Genomic DNA, 21,614 nt, shown 5'->3' with positions numbered 1-21,614 from the left:
TCGGGCAGCCACGCCTTGAGGTCCGGAGGCAACAGGAATGCCTGGTCGCGATTGTAGGATACGAAGGTCGCCATAACCGCAGTTTGACAAATCAGAAAGGCAAAGTGAATCCGACAGACTGCTAGAGCATTTTCAAGTCGGGTGGAGTCACCCGACGACTCGGAAAATGCGACAAAACAACAAGCCAGAGCGGCTGATGTGAGCGCAAGCGAACGGAAACCGCTCTGGGCCAGATGGCCGGGGCCGGGGAGGCGGGCGGGGACGAAATCCCGCTTGCCCATGGGGCGCGGCAAGGCCACCCTTTCCCTTAAGCAAGCCGCCTCGGCACCAATGAAAAATCGCGACACCCCGATCCCTGCCCCCGCAGTCCGCGCGGCCCTGGCCGCCGCTCCCCTGGCGTCCCTTGCGGGACACCCGGGCACGGCGCATGCGCAGCCACCGGCCTGGGAGCCGGAAGCCTGGAGAGTCCTCCGTCCTTGACCCGCCATCTGGACCAACGGCTGAAGCTGCGCTTGCTCCGCGCCGTCGATGCGATCGGCACGCAGCGCAGCATCCTGAAGGCTTCGACGGCGCTCGGGATCGCGCAGCCCGCGCTGTCCCGCAGCCTGGCCGAGGCCGAGGCCGTCGCCGGCATGCCACTGTTCGAGCGGCATTCGCGCGGCGTGACGCCCACGGCGGCCGGCGCCGCGCTGATCGCGACCGCCCGGAAGGTCCTGGCGGAATTGCGCCGGCTGGATGGGGAGCTGGACGGGTTGGCGGTGGCCGCCCATGGCACGCTGGCGCTCGGCGCGCTGCCGGTCGCGGCGGCGGGGCTGTTGCCGGGGGTGATGGCACGGCTGACCGCACGCCACCCGGCGTTGATCGTGAGCATGGTGCAGGGGCGGACCGAGGATCTGCTGCCCCGCCTTGCCGCGGGGGAGATCGACCTGATCGTGGGCCGGCTCTACGACCCGCCGGTGCCGGATAGTTTCGTGCGGGAGACGCTGTACGAGGAGCCGATCTCTCTGCTCGTGCGCGCCGGCCATCCGCTGACGGAGGGCGCGAGCCCCGCCCGCATCGCCGGCTACGGCCTGGTGCTGCCGACGGTGAGCCAGCGTGTCGGCGTCGAGATCGATGAATTGCTCGCTTTGCTCGGGCTGCCCGGCACGATGGCGCTGCGCTCCTCCTCCTATGAATTCATCCGCGAGATGCTGCACACCACCGACCTCGTCTCGGTGATGCCGCTGAACATGCTGGCGGGCGACCTGCTGCGCGGCACGATCCGGCCGCTGGCGTTGCCGGTGCCCGCGCCGCGCCGCCCGGCGGGGATCATCCGCCGCGCCGACCGTCCGCTTGGCCCGGCGGCGGAGGCGCTGACGGACAGCCTGCGCGGCTACCTCGCCGAATTGGAGGCCATGCCGAACCGCCATGCCGGTTGGGCATAGGCCATGGGGGCAAAGCGATAGGACAAGCGACCGCGCCTGGCTTAGCCGGGGCGCGGGGAGGCTGCCTCCCCCAAGCGCAGGAACCGCGGCCGTGACAAGGTGCCGCCATCACCGGAGTGTCCCATGACCAAGACCGCCCTCGTCGTCAGTGCCCATTCGGCCGATTTCGTCTGGCGCGCGGGCGGTGCCATCGCGCTGCATGCCGCGAAGGGTTTCCGGGTCACGGTGATCTGCCTGTCCTTTGGCGAGCGCGGGGAGAGTGCCAAGCTCTGGCGCCTGCCGGGGATGACGCTGGACCGGGTGAAATCCGAGCGCCAGGCCGAGGCCGCGGCCGCGGCGAAGCACCTCAACGTGCATGACATCCAGTTCTGGGACCTGGGCGACTACCCGATGGAGCTGACGCGCGAGCATCTGTTCCGCATGGTCGATGTCTACCGCACGATCCGTCCATCCTTCGTGATGACCCATTCGCGCCAGGACCCATATAATTTCGACCATCCCATGACCAACGAGTTCGCCCAGCACGCCCGCGTCATCGCCCAGGCGCATGGCCACAACCCCGAGCAGAAGGTCATCGGGGCGCCGCAGGTCTATCTGTATGAACCGCACCAGACCGAGCGCTCCAGCTGGAACCCCAATGTGCTGATGTCGATCGACAGCGTGTGGCCCCAAAAACGCGCGGCCATCGAATGCATGGCGGGGCAGGAGCACCTCTGGGACTACTACACCCGCGTCGCGATGAACCGGGGCAACCAGACCGCCCGCAACAGCGAGCAGACATGCACCTATGGCGAGGCCTATGAGGCGGTCTTCCCGCATGTGGTGGAGAGCCTCGCGTGAAGCAGCGCGCCATCGACTGCGCGGTGATGCGGGGCGGCACGTCGAAGGGGCTGTATTTTCACGCCCGCGACCTGCCCGCCGATGTGGCGACCCGCGACGCCGTGCTGCTGGCGGCGATGGGCTCGCCGGACAAGCGCCAGATCGACGGCATGGGCGGCGCCGATCCGCTGACCAGCAAGGTTGCGGTCATCGGGCCGTCCACGCGGCCGGATTGCGATGTGGACTACCTCTTCCTCCAGGTCGTGGTGGATGAGGCCCGCGTCGATGCCAGCCAGAATTGCGGGAATATCCTGGCGGGCGTCGGGCCGTTTGCCATCGAGACCGGGCTTGTCGCGGCGACCGGGGATCTGACCCGCGTCCGCATCCATATGGTCAACAGCGCCGCGGTGGCGATCGCCGCGGTGCAGACGCCGGGCGGCGAGGTCGAATACGACGGCGATGCACGGATCGATGGCGCGCCGGGCAGCGCCGCACCCATCCCGCTGGACTTCCTGGATGTCGCGGGCGGCACCTGCGGCGCGCTGCTGCCGACCGGCAATGTGCTCGACGTCTTCGCGGGGTTCGAGGCGACCTGCGTGGACAATGGCATGCCCGTCGTCCTGCTGCGCGCCAGCGATTTTGGCGTGCGCGGCGATGAGGACCCGGTCGCGATGGAGAACGACCCTGTGCTGAAGGCGCGCGTCGAGGCGGTGCGGCTGGAGGCGGGGCGGGCGATGAATCTCGGCGACGTCACCAAGAAGACGGTGCCGAAGATGACCCTGCTCTCCGCCCCGGTGAAGGGGGGCGCGGTCGGCACCCGCACCTTCATCCCGCATCGGGTGCATAAGGCGATCGGCGTGCTCGGCGCGGTCAGCGTCGCGACCGGCTGCATGCTGCCGGGCTCCGTCGCCGAAGGCATCGCCGTGGTCCCGCCAGGGGCGGCGACGGCGCGGCTGGAGGTGGAACATCCGACCGGCTTCTTCACCGTCGAGATGGAGATGGGCGGGGACGGGCCGGTGCCCGAGATCTGTCGTTCGGCGCTGCTGCGGACGGCGCGGCTGCTGATGCGCGGGCAGGTGATGGTGCCGCGGGCGGTCTGGGCCTAGCGCCGCCGCTGGTCCCAGGCCAGCACCAGCCCCGAGCCGACGATGATGGCGGCGCCGATCCAGGTGCCGCCATCGGGCAAATTGTCGAAGAACAGCCAGCCGACCACCACCGAACTCAGCAGCTGGAAGTAGCCGAAGGGCGAGATCACATTCGCCGCGGCATAGGTCATGGCGCGGGCGACGAAGTAGTGCCCGATCGCCCCCAGCGTGCCGCAGGCCAGGAACATCGCCAGATCGCCGAGGCTCGCCGGCGTCCGCCAGACGAAGGGCAGCACCGCGAGCAGCCCGACCGCCCCCACCAGCGGCGACCAGAGCGCCGAGGTCGCGGGGGAATCGAAGGGCGCGATCCGCCGCGTCAGGATCTGATAGACGCCATAGAAGCTGGCCGAGCCGAGCACGAGCAGCGAGGCCGGCTGGAACAGCTCTCCGCCTGGCCGGATCACCACCAGCACGCCGATGAACCCCGCCACGACCGTCGCGATGCGCATCGGCGTGGTGCGCTCGCGCAGCATCGGCCAGGCCAGGGCGGCGACGATCAGCGGGGCGGAGAGCGAGATCGCCGCCGCCTTGGCCAGCGGGATCATCGACACCGCCAGGAAGAAGCACAGGTTGGAGCCGGTCAGCGTCATCGCCCGCACCAGTTGCAGCCGTGGCCGCCGGCTGCGCAGGACCGTCAGCCCGGATCGCGGCAGGAACACCGCGGCGAGGAAGACCAGATGCACGAAGGCGCGGGCCCAGGAGACCTGCAGCGTCGAGTACTCGGCGCCCAGCGTCTTGGCGAAGCCGCCCATGATGGCGAAGAGCACACCCGCGAAACAGATGCAGAGGATGCCGAGGAGGGTGCGCGGTTCGGAAGAGGTCACACGTCTTGCCGCATCGGTTCGCCAACACTCTTCGGGCCAGATGGGCCCTGGGGCAATCGCCGCGGCGCGTTGCCCTGGCCAACCGTGCAAGGTGGGCGCGCCAGCTTCGAGGCGCTGCCTATGTGAACGTCCCGACGACCGACGAGAGCAAGGCAGGGCTTCGCGCCGCCTATCGGCAGCGGCCCAGCCGAACCGCCGAGAGGGTGTTGCGCATCTAGCCCCGTGGGCGCCTGCTGAGCCGTTGCCACCAGAAAGTACCTCGATGAGTACATTAGCGCCCTATCCCGCGATCGGCTTGACGAGTGGCGAGGCTGGTCGACGGCTCGCGGCGAATGGCCCGAACGTCGTTCAGGATGTGGTTCAGCACCCGATCAATCGCGCCCTGAAAAAGTTCTGGGCGCCGGTTCCGTGGATGCTTGAGGCGGCGGTCGTCCTGCAATTGGTGCTCGGCGAATATGTGGAAGCTTCGGTCATCGCGTTTCTGTTGGTCTTCAATGCGGGGCTGGGATTTTTCCAGGAGGGCCGCGCCCAGGCGACGCTCGACGCCCTGAAATCCCGTCTCGCGGTGACCGCATCGGCGCTGCGCGACGGCGTTTGGGAAACGCTTCCTGCTCCCGAATTGGTGCAAGGCGATGTGGTCAAGTTGTCGCTGGGCGCCGTCGTTCCCGCCGACGTGCGATTGATCGAAGGAGCCGTTCTCGTCGATCAATCGATGCTTACCGGCGAATCCGTGCCCACCGAAGCTGAGCCCGGCTTCGAGACCTATGCCGGCGCGCTCATCCGGCGAGGCGAAGCCGTGGCCGAAGTCATCGCGACGGGCGCGCGCACCAAGTTTGGGCTCAGCGCCCAACTCATCCGAGCCGCCCATGTCGAAAGCACCGAGCAGAAGGCGATCTTTCGCGTGGTGCGCAACCTCGCGTTCTTCAACGGCGGCGTGACCGTGCTGCTGATCGCCTACTCGATACATTTGGCCATGCCGCTGTCGCAGATCGCACCATTGGTGCTGGTCGCCGTCCTGGCCTCGATTCCGGTGGCGCTCCCGTCGATGTTTACGCTCGCCGCGACGGTCGGGGCGCGGGCCGTGGCGCGGCGCGGCGTTCTACCGACGCATCTGTCGACGCTCGATGAAGCCGCCGGGATGGACGTTCTTTGCGCAGACAAGACCGGCACCCTGACGCGCAATGAGCTGGCCGTGACCGCCTGTCGCGCGCTGCAGGGCTTCGACGAGGCGCAGGTCCTGGCCATGGCGACCTTGGCGAGTTCCGATGGCGGGGCCGACCCTCTGGACGCCGCAATCCGCGCTGCGTCCAAGCCGGCCGATCTGGCGCGCTGGAAGCTCGTCTCCTTCACGCCCTTCGATCCCACGCGGAAGATGTCGGAGGCTGCGGCGATCGACGCCGAAGGCGCCTCGATGAGGATCGTCAAGGGCGCCTTCGCCGCCGTCTCGGCGACCGCAGAAGCCTCTCCGCCCGCCGCGGCGATCGTCGAAGAACTCCAGGCCAAAGGCTTCCGCGTTCTCGTCGTCGCACTGGGGGCGGCCGAGCCGCTGCGCATCGCCGGGGTGATCGCGCTGAGCGATCCGCCGCGCGAGGATTCGGCGGCGCTCATTGCCCAGTTGCGCGGACTTGGCGTGCGGACGGTCATGGTGACGGGCGATGCGCCGGTGACAGCGCGCGTTGTTGCGGACGCGGTCGGGATCACCGGTCCGATCTGCACGATCGCGCCGCTGCCCGCCGAAATTCGCGCCGAGGACTTTGGCGTGTTTGCCGGCGTCCTGCCCGAGGACAAGTACGCGCTGGTCCAGGCCTTTCAACGCGGCGGCCATGTGGTCGGCATGTGTGGGGACGGCGCCAATGATGCGCCGGCGCTGCGGCAGGCTCAGATGGGCATCGCCGTCTTCAGTGCGACTGACGTTGCGAAATCGGCGGCCGGGATCGTGCTGACCGAACCCGGTCTCGGCGGCGTCGTCGCCGCCGTGCAGGAAGGGCGCGCGACGTTCCAGCGAATTTTGACCTTCACGTTTCGCTCGATCATCCACAAGGTCGTCCAGGTGCTGTTCTTGCTCGCCGGGCTGGTCATTTCCGGAACCGCCATCCTGACGCCACTGCTCATGGTGATGATGATGGTCGCCGGCGATTTCTTCGCCCTGTCGTCGGCGACCGACAATGTGCGCCCCTCGCCCCTCCCCAACGTCTGGCGGGTCGGCAATCTCACCATCGCCGGCGTCGTCCTGGGGTTTTGCGATCTCGTCTTCTGTATCGCCAGTCTTGCGGTCGGGCGCTTTATCCTCCACCTCGACAGCGCTGCTTTGCGCACGCTGGCGGTCGTTACGCTGGTCTACAGCGGACAAGCGGTCTTTTATGTCTCACGCGAGCGGCGGCATTTGTGGAGCTCGCGTCCCGGCGCCTGGCTGGTTGTGTCGTCCGTCCTGGACATCGCGCTCTTCAGTACGCTGGCGACCCGGGGCGGCCTGATGGCGCCTTTGCCGGCAGTGATCGTAGCCAGCGTATTCGGCGCGGCAGTCGTCCTGGCCATCTGCCTGGACACGGTGAAGGTCATATTGTTCCGGCGCCTCGCCATCGCCTGACCATGCGGAAATTGGATTCAGAACTTGTGACGCGCGAACCGGCGCCCGCGTGCGGCTCGGCCGCCGAAATATCCACGACCGGAGCGGCCCCCAATTCGACCGGACATATCCCTGGCCCCGCGTAAAGCGCTGCTTCCCCGTCGATGAGGTGTTCAGAGGTCGTCAGGGAAGCCGAGCTGGATGCCTCACGAGGGCAACACTGCTTTGCTTCGTGAGCGGCTTCGCGACCGCAGCAGGATCAGGCACACCTAAATCGTGAGAAGCCGCGATCCTATCTACCAGACCGCCCCGGCAGCCAACGATGAGTGCGAGCGGCCGACTTCGCTGCGCGCCGCGGTCGGCGCCGCCGCGCTCCTGCTCGTCGGATGGGTGACGCCCGGCCGAGCCTCCCCTCCCTCTCCCACGAAAAAGCTGGAGCCAATGTCAGATCCACGCGTCAAGACCTACGAAACCTATCTCGCCGCTTGGTCGGCTGTTCCCGACGATGAGCGAGCAAAGCTCCTCCGTGAAAGCCTGTCGGAACACATCGTGTTCACCAACTCTACGCAGACCCGACGCGGATTGGCGGATGTGGCGGTACATCTGCAGGGCTTCCAGCAGAACAACCCCGGCGGGTCGTTCCGATTGAACGAGATGCTGGGCTGGGAAAACCATGGGCTTGCGACTTGGCAGCTCGTCGATGCTCAGGGCCAACCGGGGTTCTGGGGCTATGACGCGCTCGCCTACGACGGACAGGGCCGCATCGAGAGCATTCTCATGTTCGTCCGGGTGGAAGCGCAATTGGTGAAGTAGCGAATATTCGGCAGCGTCAGAACAGGTCCGCCAGCTGCGGCGCGTGCGCGCGAAGATAAGCGATGACGGTGTCGACGCGCTCGGGCGTCAATCGCCGGTCGCGACGCAAGAAGTTCATCGTCACGTCGGCGTCGCGCCAATCACGAAGGAGCTCAACAGCGCGTCCCGCTCTGAGATCATCCGCGGCCAGCCAGAGTGGTGCGGACGCGATGCCCGCACCGTGTACGACGGCCTTCCACGCCGAAGCACCGTCGTCGAAGATGGTCGATGCGTCGGGTGCGACCTGAACGGCATCGCCTGCGTTGCCGGGTTGACGAAACCGCCACGGACGAACTTGGCCGGTGCGCTGGTTTCGAAAGCCGATCAGCTTGTGCGCGGCGAGGTCACTCGGCTGTTCTGGCCACTCACGCCCCTTGAGGTACTCCGGAGAGGCGCAAACGACCCAAGGAAACTTGAACCAGGCCGTCTGCAGGTGACCTGGCACGCGGACCAGAGAACCGCTGCGGATCGCAAGATCGACGCCGTCCTTGGCCAGGTCAACCAGTTCGTTTCCCGCCCGAAGATCGAGCCGAATGGAGGGGTTCTCGCGGCTGAATTCCGAAAAAAGCGATGTCAGTACATCGCGCATGAAGGCGACGGGCGCTGCGACACGTACCCAGCCAGCGGCGCTTTCTAGATTCTGTGCCCCCGCCGATCGGCTGAAGTCGCCGGCGGCCCGCACCACTTCGCGCGCCAGCTCAATCAGCTGCGCCCCGTCCTGGGTCAACGAGACAGCATGGGTCGAACGGTGCAGAAGCTTCACGCCCGACGTCTGTTCCAGGCGCGCGATCGCTTTGGAAACGCTGGCCGTCGACATCCCGAGTTGGCGGCCGGCTTCCGCCAGCGACCCGGCGTCCACCACCGCGACGAAGCATCGAAGCTGGGGAAGAGAAATATCAAGTTCAGTCAGCGGCATGCCAGCAGCTCTACCATTCAGCTGACGATCTCGCCAAAGCGCACGCCCGTCGCACATTCGCGCGGAAGGTGCATTCAAGCGGCGGCGGCGCCCAGTTGCAGGATCTCGCGCGGGGTGCGGGTCGGGGCGCACGGCATGTTCCAAGCCTGGCCGTAGGCGTTGTCGGGGGCGTCGAGCAGGGTCAGGGCGGCCCTGGCGATGTCGGGGACATAGGCGAAGTCGTGCGGCGTGTCGGGCGGCACGCCCAACTGGGCGGCCTTGCCCTTGGCCACCTCGCCCAGCGCGCTGGCGCCCAGATGCGATACGACCACGCCCGGGGCGTAGAAGTCGGTGCAGCGCAGGGCGGCGAAGCGCACCCGGTCCGACGCGCCCATCCAGATGCGGGTCGTCTCGGCCAGCGCCGCGGGCTTTCCGCCCCGCTTGGTCAGGGGCATGTCCTCGCGCCGCGGCTCGCTCTGCGGTCCCAGCTGGTAGAGGTTGTCGATAAAGACCACCCGCGCGCCGACCCGCGGCGCAGGCCTCGACAATATTGCGCATGGCCGTCGGCCAGGCGGTGCGCCACAGCCGGGAGTTATAGGCGAAGGCGACCGCGAGCAGGACCTGGCTCGCGCGCTGGACCGCCCGGCTCACGTCGTCCGGGTTGAGGATATCGTACCGTTCGAACGCGACGGCCGCCGGCAGGGTCGCCGGCCGGCTGCGCTGAGGGTCCTTTGGACTGGAAGCGAGCCGTTGTGGATATTGGTGAGGCGCCCTATTCGCGGACCAGCGCCACGGCGTCGGGGCCGGCCGGGAATCGCAGCTGCCCGGACTCATCGTTCGCGGCACGCCATACGGCCTCCGCCACGTCGGCCTCGGTCGTCACCAGCGCCGGCTGGGCGAAGGCCGCGAGTATCGGCTGCGCGAAGGGCGCGTAGGCTTCCGGAATCACGTCCTCAAGGCGCACGTCCGTGTTTTGGGTGAAGCGGGTCGTAGGGCCATAGCCGGGCTCGACCAGCTTGACGCGCACGTTGAAGGCGCGGAGCTCATGCTCGAGTGATCCCGTGAATCCTTCGATCGCCATCTTGCTGGCCGTGTAGACCGAAGCCAGGGGCATGGGCGCCAACGTCGCGCTCGACGTCACGTTGACGATCACGCCGGACATTCGCTCGCGGAACTGAGGCACGACGGCCTGGGTCATGGCGATCACACCGAAGGTGTTGGTCTCGAACACCTGGCGCGTCTTGGACATGGGCGTGGCTTCGAGCGCGCCGATGACGCCGATCCCGGCATTGTTGACCAGCGCATCGATGGGGCCGGCCGCGTCGAGGGCCGTCGCGATGCTCTCGGCGCTGGTGACATCCAGCGGCAGCACCCTCAGGCGATCGTTATCCGGCAGAATTCCCGCGCGCGGCGTCCGCATCGTCGCGATGACGTTCCATCCCTTGGCCAGGAAATGGCGCGCGGTTTCCAGGCCGTAGCCCGACGAGCAGCCCGTGATCAGTACAGTTTTCATGGCGGTGTCCTTCAATTTCGATGACGCGACATTACGCGGAGGATGCCGGACCATCTACGATTTGAAGTCCACATTTCATTGGCTATAGTCCGGAACATGACCGACCCACTCTCCGAAGTCATCGCGCTGCTCCGGCCGCGAGCCGTATTCGCCAAGGGCATCAGCGGCGCCGGCGTCTGGGGCGTTCGCTACACCGACTTTGGCGAGCCCAGCTTCTGCACGGTGCTGGAGGGCAGCTGTCGCCTCCATGTCGATGGCCAGGAGCCCATCACGCTGGAGGCTGGCGACTTCGTGCTCCTGCCGGCCACGCCCGGCTTCGTCATGTCGGGCTTCCAGCCGGTGACGCCGGAGGTCATCGATCCCAAGGCGGCGCCGGCGCCGGTCGACGAGGTCCGCCACGGAAGGCCCGATGGCGATCCCGATGTCCGACTGCTCGGCGGCTACTTCGTCTTCGACTCGCCCGACGCTGGGTTGCTGGTGTCGCTGTTGCCGGCGCTCGTGCATATGCGCGGCGCCGACCGGCTCACGACGCTGACGCGGCTCGTGGGCGAGGAAGCCCGCGAACACAGGCCGGGCCGCGATCTCGTGCTCTCGCGCCTCGTGGAGGTGCTGCTGATCGAGGCGCTGCGGGCCTTGCAGGGAGATGACACGCCGCCGGGGCTGCTGCGCGGCCTGGCGGATACGCGCGTGTCGGCCGCGATACGGCGGATGCATGGCGATCCCGCCCGTCCCTGGACGGTGGTCGAACTGGCGCGGGAAGCCGCGCTCTCGCGCTCGGCCTTCTTTGACCGCTTCATGCGCATCGTCGGCGTGCCGCCGATGGAGTACCTCCTCGCTTGGCGGATGGCCGTTGCGAAAGACTTGCTACGCCGCCGCGACGTGACGCTTTCCGAGGTCGCCGAACGGGTCGGGTACAGTTCGGCGAGCACCTTCAGCACCGCGTTCAGCCGATATGTGGGTCGAGCACCAGGTGGTTACGCACGAGCGCTTGCCAGCTAGGAGCGGCGGAATGCCCGCAACCCACCCCTTCTGCGACATTCTGAAAGTCTGCTTCTCGGCGAGGTCATGCCGAGCACCCGCGAGCCCGAAGATCATCGCCAAGCGGGTGCCAAGCGTAAGCTTCTGACCACTGGGTCACTTCCAAATCTTGGGGAGCTCCGCTTCCTAGCCCGCATACCGATCAGGAAGGCGGTCTGGCTGCAGAAGCCTGCGGGCTTCACGTATCCATTCGGCGAGAACCACGGCGTGATGGCGGCGGCGGTCTGCTGTAGGTCGGCGGCCAACGGTGCGCGGGCGACCTCGGCCAGATTGAACAGCTTGCGCCGGCCATGCGCCCAACAGGCGGCCCCCGCCGGACGGGTACAGCGGTTCGCGCTGGCCGCTCGCCGCCAGATCAAGAGCGAAGATGGAACGTGCCGCCGGGACCACCTGCGAGCGCTTGCCCAGCGCGTCGAGGTGGTCAGCAAAAGCGAGATTCGCTTGACGGGCTCGAAGACCGAGCTGCTGCGGCACTTGCCGCCGCTGCAAGCGTAGAATCGGCGGCTGCTGGCGTTCGTAGCTTTGAACCGAAATGGCGCGCCCGGAGGGAGTCGAACCCCCGACCCGCGGATTAGAAGGCCGCTGCTCTATCCAACTGAGCTACGGGCGCTCGCCGAAACCTAGTGTGTCCAGTTTTCGCCCCGGCCGTAACGGAAATTCTCCGCATAGACCTTGGGCCTGATCACCCGCGGCGCGGGTGGCTCCTCGACCTCATAGGCGAGGCCCTGGCCTGCCGCATAGGCCAGCGCTGCCTCGCGGGTCGGGAAATGCAGCGCGACCTCGGTCGCCTCGGTATCGCCCGAGCCCCACCAGCCGGTCAGCGGATCGGTGCGCTTGGCCTCGGTGGTGGGGAAATCCAGGGTCCAGCCCTCGGTCGCGGCGCGGCCGGATTGCATCGCGGAGCGGGGCAGTTTGCGGATGCGGGCAATGCGCGTCTGGCTCATGCAATCCTCGATGACGGGCCTCGATGGCGGGATATCGGGGCGACAGGATTCGAACCTGCGACTTCTACGTCCCAAACGTAGCGCTCTACCAGACTGAGCTACGCCCCGACCGACGCAGCGGTGCTTAGAGGGTTTTTGCGCCGGGAGGAATGACGGTTCAGGGCGCCGTGCCGAAAATGCGCTGTTCGACGCGATCGCCAACCCGCAGCTTGAGGCGTTCCGCCGTCCCCGCCGCCAGTTCCAGCGTGCCGCGGACCGGCCCGCCGCTGGAGATCGTGGCGAGGCTGCGCGGGGTGGTGCGCTCGGCGATGTGGTGGATGCGCCCCTCGGCGGAGATGAACACCATGTCGAGCGAAACCAGCGTGTTCCGCATCCACATGTTGCTCTCCTGCACCCGCCCCCAGTCGAACAACATCCCCTCGTCCGGCTTCACCTCGGTGCGGAACATCAGCCCGGTCATCTGGTGGTCGGGCGCGATTGCCATCTCGACGCTGAAGGCGTGGCGCGTGCCGTCACGGGTGACGATGGTCAGGGGCTCGGTCGGCAGCCGGGGCTGCGGCCCCGTCTGGGCCGCCAGGGCCCCGGGCAGGAGGAGGAAGAGGGCAAGCAGGGCGCGTCGCATCATGGGGCGGACGATGCCACGGGCCCGAGGGCCTGTCATCGCGTCAGCCGAGGTCGGCAAGCGCCTGGATTTCAAGCCAGTAACCTTGCGGGTCGCGGAAGAAATGCGAGTGGACCCCGGGGCCGCCCGCACCCCCCGGCGGGGTCTCGAACCGCACGCCGCGCGCGGCCAGATCGGCGCGGGTCGCCGCCAGATCCGCGACCAGGAAGGTGAACAGGAACCCATCCGTCCCGCGCGGCCGCCCCGCCGTGTCGCAAAGCCCGAGGCAGCCGTCGGGCGAGACCCGAAAGATGCGGCAGGCGCCCTGGTCGGCGATCAGGGGCAGGCCCATAACCTCCTCGTAAAAGGCGGCATGGCGGGCCAGATCGTCCGAATACATCCAGACGATCTGCTGTTCGAAGCGGCCGCGCGTCATGGCGTCTTCCCCTGAAAATCCCCGGCGGAAGTCCTTCCCTCCCGGGGGCGATCACTCTATGTTTCACATCATGTCAGACGCACGCCAGATGCCAGACCTTCTCCCCGCCGAGGCAAATCTGCTCAACCGCGCGCTGCGTCGCGTGCGTGGGCTCTGGACCGATATGGCGGGCATGGTGGGCGCCGGCGCTGTCGAGGCCGATCTCGCCCAGCGCATGCAGGATTGCCTGGCCGGGCGGGGGGGCGAATCCTCGGCCCGGGCCCGCGCGGCGGGGCTCGCGGAAGCCTATCTGGCGCGCGACGAGGCCGGGCGGGTCGAGTTCCTCCGCACCCTCGCGGCCTTCGATTCCGATGCCGCGGCGGTGACCGAGGCCGCGGCCGCCCTGGCGGTGGCCGAGGATATCGCCGCCCTCGCCGCCGCCAAATCGCGGCTGCGGCGGATGCTGGAGCCGCCGCGCATCCGGCTGCTGATGCAGTTCACCTCGATCCCCAATGGCGTGAAGTTCCTGGTCGATCTGCGCGCCGATCTGCTCGCCCATGCCGCCGACCCGTTGCTCGCGGCGCTGGAGGCCGATCTGCGTGGGCTTCTGGCCAATTGGTTCGACATCGGCTTCCTGGAACTGCGTCGCATCGACTGGACCAGCCCGGCCGCGCTGCTGGAGAAGCTGGTCGATTATGAGGCGGTGCATCGGATACGCACTTGGCGCGACCTGAAGAACCGGCTGGATTCCGACCGCCGCTGCTATGCCTTCGTACATCCGCGCATGCCGCAGGAGCCGCTGATCTTCGTCGAGGTCGCCCTGGTCCAGGGCATCTCCGGCAATGTGCAGGCGCTGCTCGACCACAACGCCCCGGTGCTGGACCCGCGGCAGGCCGATACCGCGATCTTCTATTCCATCAACAACTGCCAGCGCGGGCTGGACGGGATTTCCTTCGGCTCCTTCCTGATCAAGCGTGTGGTGACCGAGCTTGGGCATGAATTCGCCGGGTTGAAGCAGTTCAGCACGCTGTCGCCGCTGCCAGGCTTCCGCCGCTGGCTGACCAGCGCGCTGTCGGACCAGGGCGAGGCGCTGCTGTTGGAAGGCGAGGTCGAGACCCTGCGCGCCGCGGCACCGCATGCCGATGGGCTCGGCGCGGCGCTCGGTGCTGTCGCCCTGCGGCGCGGCGTGGTGACGAAGGATGAGGCCGCCGTCGCCAAGGCCGAGGCCGTGCTGCTGCGCCTCTGTGCCCGCTATGTGCTGCTTGAGGCCGGGCGCAACCCGAAGCGGGCGCGCGATCCGGTGGCGCATTTCCACCTCTCCAACGGCGCGCGGCTCGAACGCATCAACCTGCGCGGCGACACCTCGGACAAGGGGTTCCGCGAGAGCCTGGGGCTGATGGTCAACTACCTCTACGACCCCGAGAAGATCGAGGCGAACCACGAAGCCTATGCCGGCGAGGGCAAGCGGGCGGCCATGCCGGCCTTGCGGAAGCTCGCCCGCGCCTGACGCATGGCACCGCGGCGCTTGGCCGCGGGCGCCGACGGCACCTATCCTGCCCCCTGGAAGCGGTCGGGACGAAAAAATGACAGTGCAGGCGAAGCCGAAGCGGGACGTTCTGGGCGACGAGGCGCGGCGCGTCGAGATGCTGCGGGCCATCGAGCGCAAGCTGCTTTGGCTCTCCGCCTGGATGATCCACCACGCCAACCACATCCGCCCCAATCGCGACGGGCTGAAAGTCGGCGGGCATCAGGCCTCCTGCGCCTCGATCTCGGCGGTGATGACGGCGCTGTACTTCGACATTCTGAAGCCCGAGGACCGGGTGGCGGTGAAGCCGCATGCGGGGCCGGTGTTCCACGCGATCAACCTGCTGCTCGGCCGGCAGAGCGCCGAGCGGATGACGACCTTGCGCGCCTTCGGCGGCATCCAGCCCTATCCGAGCCGGGTGAAGGATGGCGGGGAGGTGGATTTCTCCACAGGCTCCGTCGGGCTTGGCGTCGCGCTGACCTCCTTCGGCAGCCTGGTGCAGGATTATGTGCGGCTGAAGGGGCTGACCCCCCCGGGGCTGCCGGCCGGGCGGCACATCGCGCTGGTCGGCGATGCCGAGCTGGATGAGGGCAATATCTACGAAGCCCTGCTGGAAGGCTGGAAACACGACATCCGCAATGTCTGGTGGGTGATCGACTACAACCGCCAGAGCCTGGATTCCGTGGTCCCCGACCGGCTGTTCGGCCGGATCGAGGGGCTGTTCCGCGACATGGGCTGGAATGTCGTCACGCTCAAATACGGGCGCAAGCTGACCGCGGCCTTTGCCCGGCCGGAGGGCGATGCCCTGCGGGTCTGGATCGATGACTGCCCCAACAGCCTTTACGCCGCGCTGACCTTCCAGGGCGGGGCCGCCTGGCGGGCGGCGCTGCTGGCGGAGCTTGGGCGGGTCGAGGGTGTGCGGGCGATCATCGATCCGCTGACCGATGACGAGCTGGCCAGCCTGATGACCAATCTCGGCGGGCATGACGTCGAGACGGTGATGGAGGCGTTCCGGGCCCAGGATGCGGCCGGCGACCAGCCGACCTGCTTCATCGCCTATACCATCAAGGGCATGGGCCTGCCCTTCGCCGGGCATAAGGACAACCACGCCGGGTTGATGACCAAGGAACAGATGGGCGTGTTCCGCGAGGCGATGCGGATTCGCGACGGGCATGAGTGGGATGCCTTCGAGGGCTTGGATATCCCGGCGGAAGAGCTGCGCGCCTTCGTGGATTCGGTGCCCTTCGCGACGCCGCTGACGCCGGGCGGGCGGTTGCTCTCCTCGCCGGCGATCCCGATCCCGGCGTTGCTTCCGGTGCCGAAGCCGGGGGCGGGGCGGGGGCTCTCCACCCAGGCCGCCTTTGGCGAGATCCTGGCCGAGATCGGGCGCGGCAACGGCGAATTCGCCGCGATGGCCGAGCGGATCGTGACCACGAGCCCGGATGTCACCGTCTCCACCAACCTCGGCCCCTGGGTGAACCGGCGGGGTATCTTCGACCGGCACCGCAAGAACGATGTGTTCCGCGATGCCAAGCTCGCCTCGGCGCAGCGCTGGGGCATGTCGCCGGATGGGCAACATGTGGAACTGGGGATCGCCGAGCAGAACCTGTTCCTGGTGCTGGCGGGCTTGGGGCTGGCGGACCGGCTCTATGGCGCGCGGCTGCTGCCGGTGGGGACGGTCTATGATCCTTTCGTCAATCGCGGCCTCGATGCGCTGATCTATGCCTGTTACCAGGATGCGCGCTTCCTGCTGGTCAGCACGCCCTCGGGCCTGACCCTGGCGCCGGAGGGCGGCCAGCATCAGAGCGTGAACACGCCGCTGATCGGCATGGCCGCCGACCGGCTCGCGAGCTTCGAGCCCGCGCATGCCGATGAGCTGGCGATCCTGATGCGCCATGCCTTCGACCACATGCAGAAACCCGACGGCAGCGCCGTCTGGCTGCGGCTCTCCACCCGCGCGCTGATGCAGCCCGCGCGAAAGCTGGACCCGGCGGCGGTGATTGCCGGGGGGTATTGGGCGGTGCCGCCGGCACCGGGGGCACGCATCGCGATTGCCTATCAGGGGCCGATCGCGCCCGAGGCGACCGAAGCCTTCGAGGCGCTGATCGCGGAGGAGCCCGGCGCGGGGCTGCTCGCGATCACCAGCCCGGACCGGCTGCATGCCGATTGGCTTGCCTCCCGCCGTGCGGCGCGCTCGGCGCCCGGAACCCCGCCTTCCCATATCGAGCGGCTGCTGGCGCCGCTGGCACCGGGGGCGGCCCTCGTGTCCATCCTGGACGGCCATCCGGCCGCCCATGCCTGGATGGGGGCGGTGCGGGGGCAGAGGGTGGTGCCGCTCGGCGTCGATCACTTCGGCCAGTCGGGCGACCTGCCCGATCTGTACCGTGCCTATGGGCTGGATGTGGATGCGATCCTGGATGCCTGCGCCCAGGCCCTTCTGGCCTGACGGCGCCGGCAGGGTCCAGGTGCTTCAGGCGGCGCGGGCGGTGACGAGGCCGGACAGCCCGCCCGAGAGCCGTGCCGCATGGGCGGCGGGATCGCGCAGCACGTAGCCGCGGCCCCAGACGGTGCCGATCAGATCCGAGGCGCCGGCCTGGGCGAGCTTCTTCCGCAGCTTGCAGATGAAGACGTCGATGATCTTCACCTCCGGCTCGTCCATGCCGCCATAGAGGTGGTTCAGGAACGCCTCCTTGGTCAGCACGATGCCCCGGCGCAGCGTCAGCAGTTCCAGGATGGCGTATTCCTTGCCGGTCAGATGGACCGGCCGGCCCTCCACCGTCACCGCGCGGGCGGAGAGGTCGAGCACCAGCCCGCCGACCTGCAGGGTTGGGCGGCTGAAGCCCTTGGCGCGGCGGACGATCGCCTGGATCCGCGCCACCAGCTCCTGCGGGTCGAAGGGCTTCACGATGAAATCATCGGCTCCGAGGCCCAGGCCCTTCACCCGCGCCTGCGGCTTGCCGATCCCCGAGAGGATCAGCACCGGCGTTTCCAGCCGGGCGGCGCGGAGGCGGCGGACCACCTCATAGCCCTCCATATCCGGCAGGCCGAGGTCGAGCAGGATGATGTCGTAGTCGTAGAGCTTGGCCAGCTCCAGCGCCTCCTCACCCGTATCGACCGTGTCCACCATCATTTGTGCCTGCTTGAGCATCATCGAGACACCGCGCAGGGTCGTGAGATCGTCTTCGCAAAAAAGGACGCGCATTTTTTTGGCCTCCACACGCAACGCGAGTGTTCTCCACCACTTTTACGTGTGTCGTCCAGCGATTTTTCATGCTTTGTTCGTATCAAGAAATAGACAATCTCGTTAGAAGTTAACAGATTGCAGGATGCTCCGATGCGCATTGCCTTGAAGGCCCGTGACGCCGCCGTCGCCCTCGGCGGTCTACAACCACAGGTATGTATCGGGTCTTTGGACAGGCTTCGCGGCATGGCGCTGCGTCTCAAGGGGTTCGACCCTTTGCCCCCGGTGGGCGCGCGGCTGCGGATCGGCGCGCAGACCCTGGCCGAGGTGGTCGGCTTCGATGGGGCAGGGGTGGAGGCGGTGCCCTTCGGCCCGGTCGAGGGCCTCGCCCCCGGCATCGCGGCGCGGCTGCTGCCGGGCGAGGCGCTGTCGCCCTCCGAGGCCTGGCTTGGCCGGGTGCTGGACCCGCTGGGCCGCCCGCTGGACGGCCGCCCGGCCCCAGCACCCGGGCCCCATGCGCGCGCACCCCGCGCGGCCCCGCCCCCGGCCGGGACGCGGGGCCGGCTGGGGGCACGGCTGGATCTGGGCGTGCGGGCGCTGAACCTGTTCGCGCCGTGCCGGGAGGGGCAGCGGCTCGGCCTGTTCGCCGCCTCCGGCATCGGCAAATCCACGCTGCTGGCAATGCTCGCCCATGCCAGCGCGGATGTCGTCGTCTTCGGCTTGGTCGGCGAACGCGGGCGCGAATTGCGCGAGTTCATCGAGGACGACCTCGGTCCCGCAGCACTTTCCCGCGCCGTGGTGATCTGCGCGACCTCCGACACCGCCCCCGCCATGCGCCGCGAAGCCGCCCATGCCGCCATGACCGTCGCCGAGCATTTCCGCGACGAGGGCCGCCGCGTGCTGCTGCTGATCGACAGCATCACCCGCTTCGCCATGGCCCAGCGCGAGATCGGGCTGGCCGCCGGCGAACCCCCCGCGACGCGCGGCCACCCGCCCTCGGTCTTCGCCGAATTGCCGCGGCTGCTGGAACGCGCGGGGCCGGGGCCGCAGGGCTGCGCCGGCTCCATCACCGGCCTCTTCACCGTGCTGGTGGAGGGCGACGATCATGACGAGCCGATCGCGGACGCCGTCCGCGGCATCCTGGATGGGCATGTGGTGCTCGACCGCCGCATCGCCGAGGCCGGGCGCTACCCCGCCGTGGACGTGCTGCGCAGCCTCTCGCGCACCGCCCCGGGGTGTCTGGACCCCGCCGAGCGCCCGCTGGTGCGCGAGGCGCGGAAACTGCTGGCCCTGGCGGATGAGATGGAGGAGCTGGTGCGCCTCGGCGCCTGGCGCGCCGGCGCCGATCCCGCCGCCGATCGCGCCCTGCGCCTGGCGCCGCGGATCGAGGCGGTGCTGGCGCAGGAGAAGGGCGATCGCGGCACCGTGGCCGAAGCCTTCGCCGCCTTGGCCGAAGCTCTCAAGGACCCCGCCGATGGCGCGTGACCCGTTGCGCACCATCGGGCGGTTGCGGCGGCTGGAGGTCGCGACCGCGCGCCTCGCGCTGCATGACGCGGGGCTGCGCGAGGCCGCCGCCACCGCGCGCGTCCAGGCCGCGACGGCGGCGCTGGTCAGCGAACTGACCGCGGGCGATGCCACCCACTACGCCGCCTGGCTGCCGCGCGGCCGCATGGCGCGCGACATCGCCACGCGCGACGCCGGCTTCGCCGAAGCCCGGCGGCGGGAGGCGCTGGCCGCCCTCACCACCGCCCGCACCGCCGCGCGCGGCGTGGAACGCATGGCCGAACGCCGCGCCGAGGAGGCCCGCTGCGACGCCCAGCGCCGCGAGGCGCTGCGGCTGGATGAGGCGGTCTATTCCGCCGCGGCGGTCAGCACCCCGCGCCGGACCTGATCCAGTTCGATGCTCTCGAACAGCGCGCGGAAATTGCCTTCGCCAAACCCCTCGTCGCCCTTGCGCTGGATCAGTTCGAAGAAGATCGGGCCGATCACCGTATGGGTGAAGATCTGCAACAGCCGTCCGCCGCTCGGCGAGCCATCCATCAGGATGCTGTTGGCGGCCAGGCGCGCGATATCCTCGCCCGTGTCCGGCAGGCGCTGCGGCAGCAGTTCGTAGTAGGTCGCGGGGGTTTCGAGGAAGGCCACGCCATCGGCCCGCATCCCCTCCACCGAGGCATGGATGTCGGTGGTGCCCATGGCGATGTGCTGGATGCCCTCGCCGTTGTAGACGCGCAGGAATTCCTCGATCTGGCTTTTGTCGTCGCTGCTTTCGTTGATCGGGATGCGGATCTGACCGCAGGGGCTGGTCAGCGCCTTGGACTTCAGCCCGGTCAGCTTGCCTTCGATGTCGAAGTAGCGGATCTCGCGGAAATTGAAGAGCCGCTCGTAGAAGCCGGACCAGGCATCCATGCGGCCGCGATGCACATTATGGGTCAGATGGTCGATGGTGGTCAGGCCATGGCCGGTCGGGCGCGCATCGCGCTCGCCGAGCCAGCGGAAATCGACATCCCAGATGCTGCCGCGCTCGCCGTAGCGATCGACGAAATAGATCAGGCTGCCGCCGATGCCCTCGATGGCGGGGATGTTCAGCTCCATCGGCCCGACGCGCCCATGGAATGGCCGGGCGCCGAGGCGCACCGCGCGCTCAAAGGCCTGGGCCGCGTCGGCGACGCGAAACGCCATGGCGCAGGCGCAGGGGCCATGCACACGCTGGAAGGATTGCGCGAAGGAATCCGGCTCGGCGTTCAGCACGATGTTCACATCGCCCTGGCGCCACAGCGTCACCGCCTTGCCGCGGTGCCGTGCCACGGCGGAGAAGCCCATGCGGGTGAACAGCGCCTCCAGATGCGCCACGTCCGGGCCGGTGAATTCGACGAACTCAAAGCCATCGGTGCCCATCGGATTGGCGTCGCTGATGGCGCCGGCGATGGCGGTGCGGTCGGGGGGGATGTCCATGGCGGAACCTCTGGGAATGGTGCGCGACATTACCCCTGTCGCGCTGGCGTTTTCCGGCAAATGCCGCGCAGTATCGCGGGGTGTTCGACCGATATTCCCCAATGCAGGAGGTTCTTGTGGTGAAATCCGCTCCGCCTGTGCTGGACGCCGCCGATCGCCGCATCCTGCGCGAATTGCAGCGCGACGGGCGGTTGCCGATCGTGGCACTCGCCGAGCGCGTCGGCCTCTCCGCCACCCCCTGCCAGCGGCGGGTGAAGCGGTTGGAGGAGGAGGGCGTCATCGCCCGCTATGCCGCCATCCTCGATCCGCGCCGCGTCGGGCTGCCGCTGCATGCCTTCGTGCAGGTGGCCCTGGCGAGCCATGCGGAGGAGGTCGCCCGCGCCTTCCACACCGCCATCGCCGAACGGCCCGAGGTGCTGGCCGCCTACGTCATGTCGGGTGACATGGATTACATGTTGCATGTCGTGGCCGCCGACTTCGAGGCTTATGCCGAATTCGCGCTGAAGGCCCTGCTGCGGATGCCGGGGGTGAAGGAAACCCGCTCCTCCTTTGTGCTCAGCGCGCTGAAGCAGCCAGGCGAGGTGCCGGTCTAGCCCTCGGCTGCGGCCTCCGCTTTGCCGCGTGGTGTGCTGGATTCGATCCTGTGAGCGGACCTGGGACCAACCGACAATGTCGATCATGGTCGGGCGTCAACTTCATCCCGACCATGATCGGCATGTTCGCGATCAGCGAGCTGATGCGCGGCGTCACCACGCTGCTGATCTGGGTGGTGATGCTGGGGCGCGGCTGTGGCCCGGGAAGGCGGCGGCGACCTCGGCGCCCTAACAGGCTGCGGAAATACGTGTCGAGATTGGCCGATTTCCTGGCTTTCGCCTGAGCATTGCTGGGCATTTTGCTCTGTTTGGGACGATTGGCGATGG

The 21,614-nt window shown here is 68.2% G+C and carries 23 protein-coding genes and 2 tRNA genes; 13 read left to right on the top strand and 12 right to left on the bottom strand.

The genetic code is table 11. The features are described from left to right. Positions 1-281: hypothetical protein (locus C8P66_RS24195; RefSeq protein WP_211314248.1), on the bottom strand; the 281-nt coding region annotated here is incomplete at its 3' end. 195 nt (positions 282-476) lie between these two features. Between C8P66_RS24195 and C8P66_RS22685 the strand changes: the two genes are divergently transcribed. The 3 genes from C8P66_RS22685 to C8P66_RS22675 all read left to right on the top strand — a co-directional run bounded on the left by C8P66_RS22685 (position 477) and on the right by C8P66_RS22675 (position 3,349). Next, positions 477-1,424, top strand: coding sequence for a LysR substrate-binding domain-containing protein (locus C8P66_RS22685; protein ID WP_111400569.1), 948 nt, complete (start codon positions 477-479; stop codon positions 1,422-1,424). A 123-nt stretch (positions 1,425-1,547) separates the two neighbouring features. Next, the gene (locus C8P66_RS22680) at positions 1,548-2,264 is read left to right on the top strand and encodes a PIG-L deacetylase family protein (RefSeq protein WP_111400568.1); all 717 of its coding nucleotides are present in this window, start codon (positions 1,548-1,550) and stop codon (positions 2,262-2,264) included. Beyond that, on the top strand, positions 2,261-3,349 hold the full coding sequence (locus C8P66_RS22675) for a 4-oxalomesaconate tautomerase (protein ID WP_111400567.1): 1,089 nt from the start codon (positions 2,261-2,263) through the stop codon (positions 3,347-3,349). Before C8P66_RS22680 ends, C8P66_RS22675 begins: the two co-directional genes overlap by 4 nt. Here C8P66_RS22675 and C8P66_RS22670 read toward each other — a convergent pair. After that, positions 3,346-4,212, bottom strand: a complete 867-nt coding sequence (locus tag C8P66_RS22670) for a DMT family transporter (RefSeq protein ID WP_111400566.1) — start codon at positions 4,210-4,212, stop codon at positions 3,346-3,348. The genes C8P66_RS22675 and C8P66_RS22670 overlap by 4 nt on opposite strands. A 262-nt stretch (positions 4,213-4,474) precedes the next feature. Here C8P66_RS22670 and C8P66_RS22665 point away from each other — a divergent pair, with 262 nt between their 5' ends. Next, positions 4,475-6,799 (top strand): HAD-IC family P-type ATPase, encoded by a 2,325-nt coding sequence (locus C8P66_RS22665; RefSeq protein ID WP_111400565.1) that lies wholly within the window; start codon positions 4,475-4,477, stop codon positions 6,797-6,799. Between the two features lie 255 nt (positions 6,800-7,054). Continuing rightward, the gene (locus tag C8P66_RS23685) at positions 7,055-7,591 is read left to right on the top strand and encodes a nuclear transport factor 2 family protein (protein ID WP_146423035.1); all 537 of its coding nucleotides are present in this window, start codon (positions 7,055-7,057) and stop codon (positions 7,589-7,591) included. 16 nt (positions 7,592-7,607) lie between these two features. On the opposite strand, the gene C8P66_RS22655 is transcribed toward C8P66_RS23685, so the two are convergent. The 3 genes from C8P66_RS22655 to C8P66_RS22645 all read right to left on the bottom strand — a co-directional run bounded on the left by C8P66_RS22655 (position 7,608) and on the right by C8P66_RS22645 (position 10,038). Continuing rightward, on the bottom strand, positions 7,608-8,546 hold the full coding sequence (locus C8P66_RS22655) for a LysR family transcriptional regulator (protein ID WP_158537358.1): 939 nt from the start codon (positions 8,544-8,546) through the stop codon (positions 7,608-7,610). A 74-nt stretch (positions 8,547-8,620) separates the two neighbouring features. After that, the gene (locus tag C8P66_RS22650; protein WP_146423033.1) at positions 8,621-8,980 is read right to left on the bottom strand and encodes an NAD-dependent epimerase/dehydratase family protein; all 360 of its coding nucleotides are present in this window, start codon (positions 8,978-8,980) and stop codon (positions 8,621-8,623) included. A gap of 317 nt (positions 8,981-9,297) precedes the next feature. Further along, positions 9,298-10,038 (bottom strand): SDR family oxidoreductase, encoded by a 741-nt coding sequence (locus C8P66_RS22645; protein WP_111400571.1) that lies wholly within the window; start codon positions 10,036-10,038, stop codon positions 9,298-9,300. A gap of 96 nt (positions 10,039-10,134) precedes the next feature. On the opposite strand from C8P66_RS22645, the gene C8P66_RS22640 reads away from it, so the two are divergent. Continuing rightward, positions 10,135-11,037, top strand: a complete 903-nt coding sequence (locus tag C8P66_RS22640; RefSeq protein ID WP_111400561.1) for an AraC family transcriptional regulator — start codon at positions 10,135-10,137, stop codon at positions 11,035-11,037. Positions 11,038-11,103: 66 nt separating this feature from the next. Next, complete coding sequence (locus C8P66_RS24190; RefSeq protein WP_211314247.1) at positions 11,104-11,571, top strand: hypothetical protein; 468 nt, start codon at positions 11,104-11,106, stop codon at positions 11,569-11,571. Between the two features lie 38 nt (positions 11,572-11,609). Here C8P66_RS24190 and C8P66_RS22625 read toward each other — a convergent pair. From C8P66_RS22625 to C8P66_RS22605, 5 genes are all read right to left on the bottom strand, one after another. Then, positions 11,610-11,686 (bottom strand) — tRNA-Arg (locus C8P66_RS22625). Positions 11,687-11,696: 10 nt separating this feature from the next. Beyond that, positions 11,697-12,020, bottom strand: a complete 324-nt coding sequence (locus tag C8P66_RS22620) for an ETC complex I subunit (protein ID WP_111400559.1) — start codon at positions 12,018-12,020, stop codon at positions 11,697-11,699. A gap of 34 nt (positions 12,021-12,054) precedes the next feature. Further along, a tRNA-Pro gene (locus tag C8P66_RS22615) sits at positions 12,055-12,128 on the bottom strand. Between the two features lie 49 nt (positions 12,129-12,177). Continuing rightward, positions 12,178-12,645 carry a DUF192 domain-containing protein gene (locus C8P66_RS22610; protein ID WP_111400558.1) on the bottom strand — a complete coding sequence of 156 codons (468 nt, stop codon included), beginning with the start codon at positions 12,643-12,645 and terminating at the stop codon, positions 12,178-12,180. Between the two features lie 40 nt (positions 12,646-12,685). Next, positions 12,686-13,057 carry a VOC family protein gene (locus tag C8P66_RS22605; RefSeq protein ID WP_111400557.1) on the bottom strand — a complete coding sequence of 124 codons (372 nt, stop codon included), beginning with the start codon at positions 13,055-13,057 and terminating at the stop codon, positions 12,686-12,688. A gap of 88 nt (positions 13,058-13,145) precedes the next feature. On the opposite strand from C8P66_RS22605, the gene C8P66_RS22600 reads away from it, so the two are divergent. After that, a complete protein-coding gene (locus C8P66_RS22600; protein ID WP_111400556.1) occupies positions 13,146-14,543 on the top strand; it encodes a malonyl-CoA decarboxylase domain-containing protein in 1,398 nt (465 codons plus the stop codon). A 136-nt stretch (positions 14,544-14,679) separates the two neighbouring features. Beyond that, complete coding sequence (locus C8P66_RS22595; RefSeq protein WP_111400570.1) at positions 14,680-17,007, top strand: transketolase; 2,328 nt, start codon at positions 14,680-14,682, stop codon at positions 17,005-17,007. A 24-nt stretch (positions 17,008-17,031) separates the two neighbouring features. Here the strand turns inward: C8P66_RS22595 and ctrA are convergent, their stop codons facing one another. After that, entirely contained in the window at positions 17,032-17,763 is a 732-nt protein-coding gene (ctrA, locus tag C8P66_RS22590; RefSeq protein WP_111400555.1) for a response regulator transcription factor CtrA, read from the bottom strand. 132 nt (positions 17,764-17,895) lie between these two features. Between ctrA and C8P66_RS22585 the strand changes: the two genes are divergently transcribed. Next, complete coding sequence (locus tag C8P66_RS22585; protein ID WP_111400554.1) at positions 17,896-19,227, top strand: FliI/YscN family ATPase; 1,332 nt, start codon at positions 17,896-17,898, stop codon at positions 19,225-19,227. Then, the gene (locus tag C8P66_RS22580; RefSeq protein ID WP_111400553.1) at positions 19,217-19,633 is read left to right on the top strand and encodes a hypothetical protein; all 417 of its coding nucleotides are present in this window, start codon (positions 19,217-19,219) and stop codon (positions 19,631-19,633) included. The genes C8P66_RS22585 and C8P66_RS22580 overlap by 11 nt, the downstream gene beginning before the upstream one ends. Here C8P66_RS22580 and hppD read toward each other — a convergent pair. Further along, positions 19,594-20,694, bottom strand: coding sequence for a 4-hydroxyphenylpyruvate dioxygenase (gene hppD, locus C8P66_RS22575; protein ID WP_111400552.1), 1,101 nt, complete (start codon positions 20,692-20,694; stop codon positions 19,594-19,596). The genes C8P66_RS22580 and hppD overlap by 40 nt on opposite strands. Positions 20,695-20,813: 119 nt before the next feature. On the opposite strand from hppD, the gene C8P66_RS22570 reads away from it, so the two are divergent. Further along, entirely contained in the window at positions 20,814-21,287 is a 474-nt protein-coding gene (locus tag C8P66_RS22570; RefSeq protein WP_245903747.1) for an Lrp/AsnC family transcriptional regulator, read from the top strand. 113 nt (positions 21,288-21,400) lie between these two features. Continuing rightward, positions 21,401-21,571 (top strand): hypothetical protein, encoded by a 171-nt coding sequence (locus C8P66_RS23960; protein WP_158537357.1) that lies wholly within the window; start codon positions 21,401-21,403, stop codon positions 21,569-21,571. Positions 21,572-21,614 lie beyond the last annotated feature (43 nt).

This window comes from Humitalea rosea (assembly GCF_003253705.1).
GTDB classification, from domain to species: Bacteria; Pseudomonadota; Alphaproteobacteria; order Acetobacterales; family Acetobacteraceae; genus Humitalea; species Humitalea rosea.
This window is presented reverse-complemented; position numbering and strand designations above follow the sequence as displayed.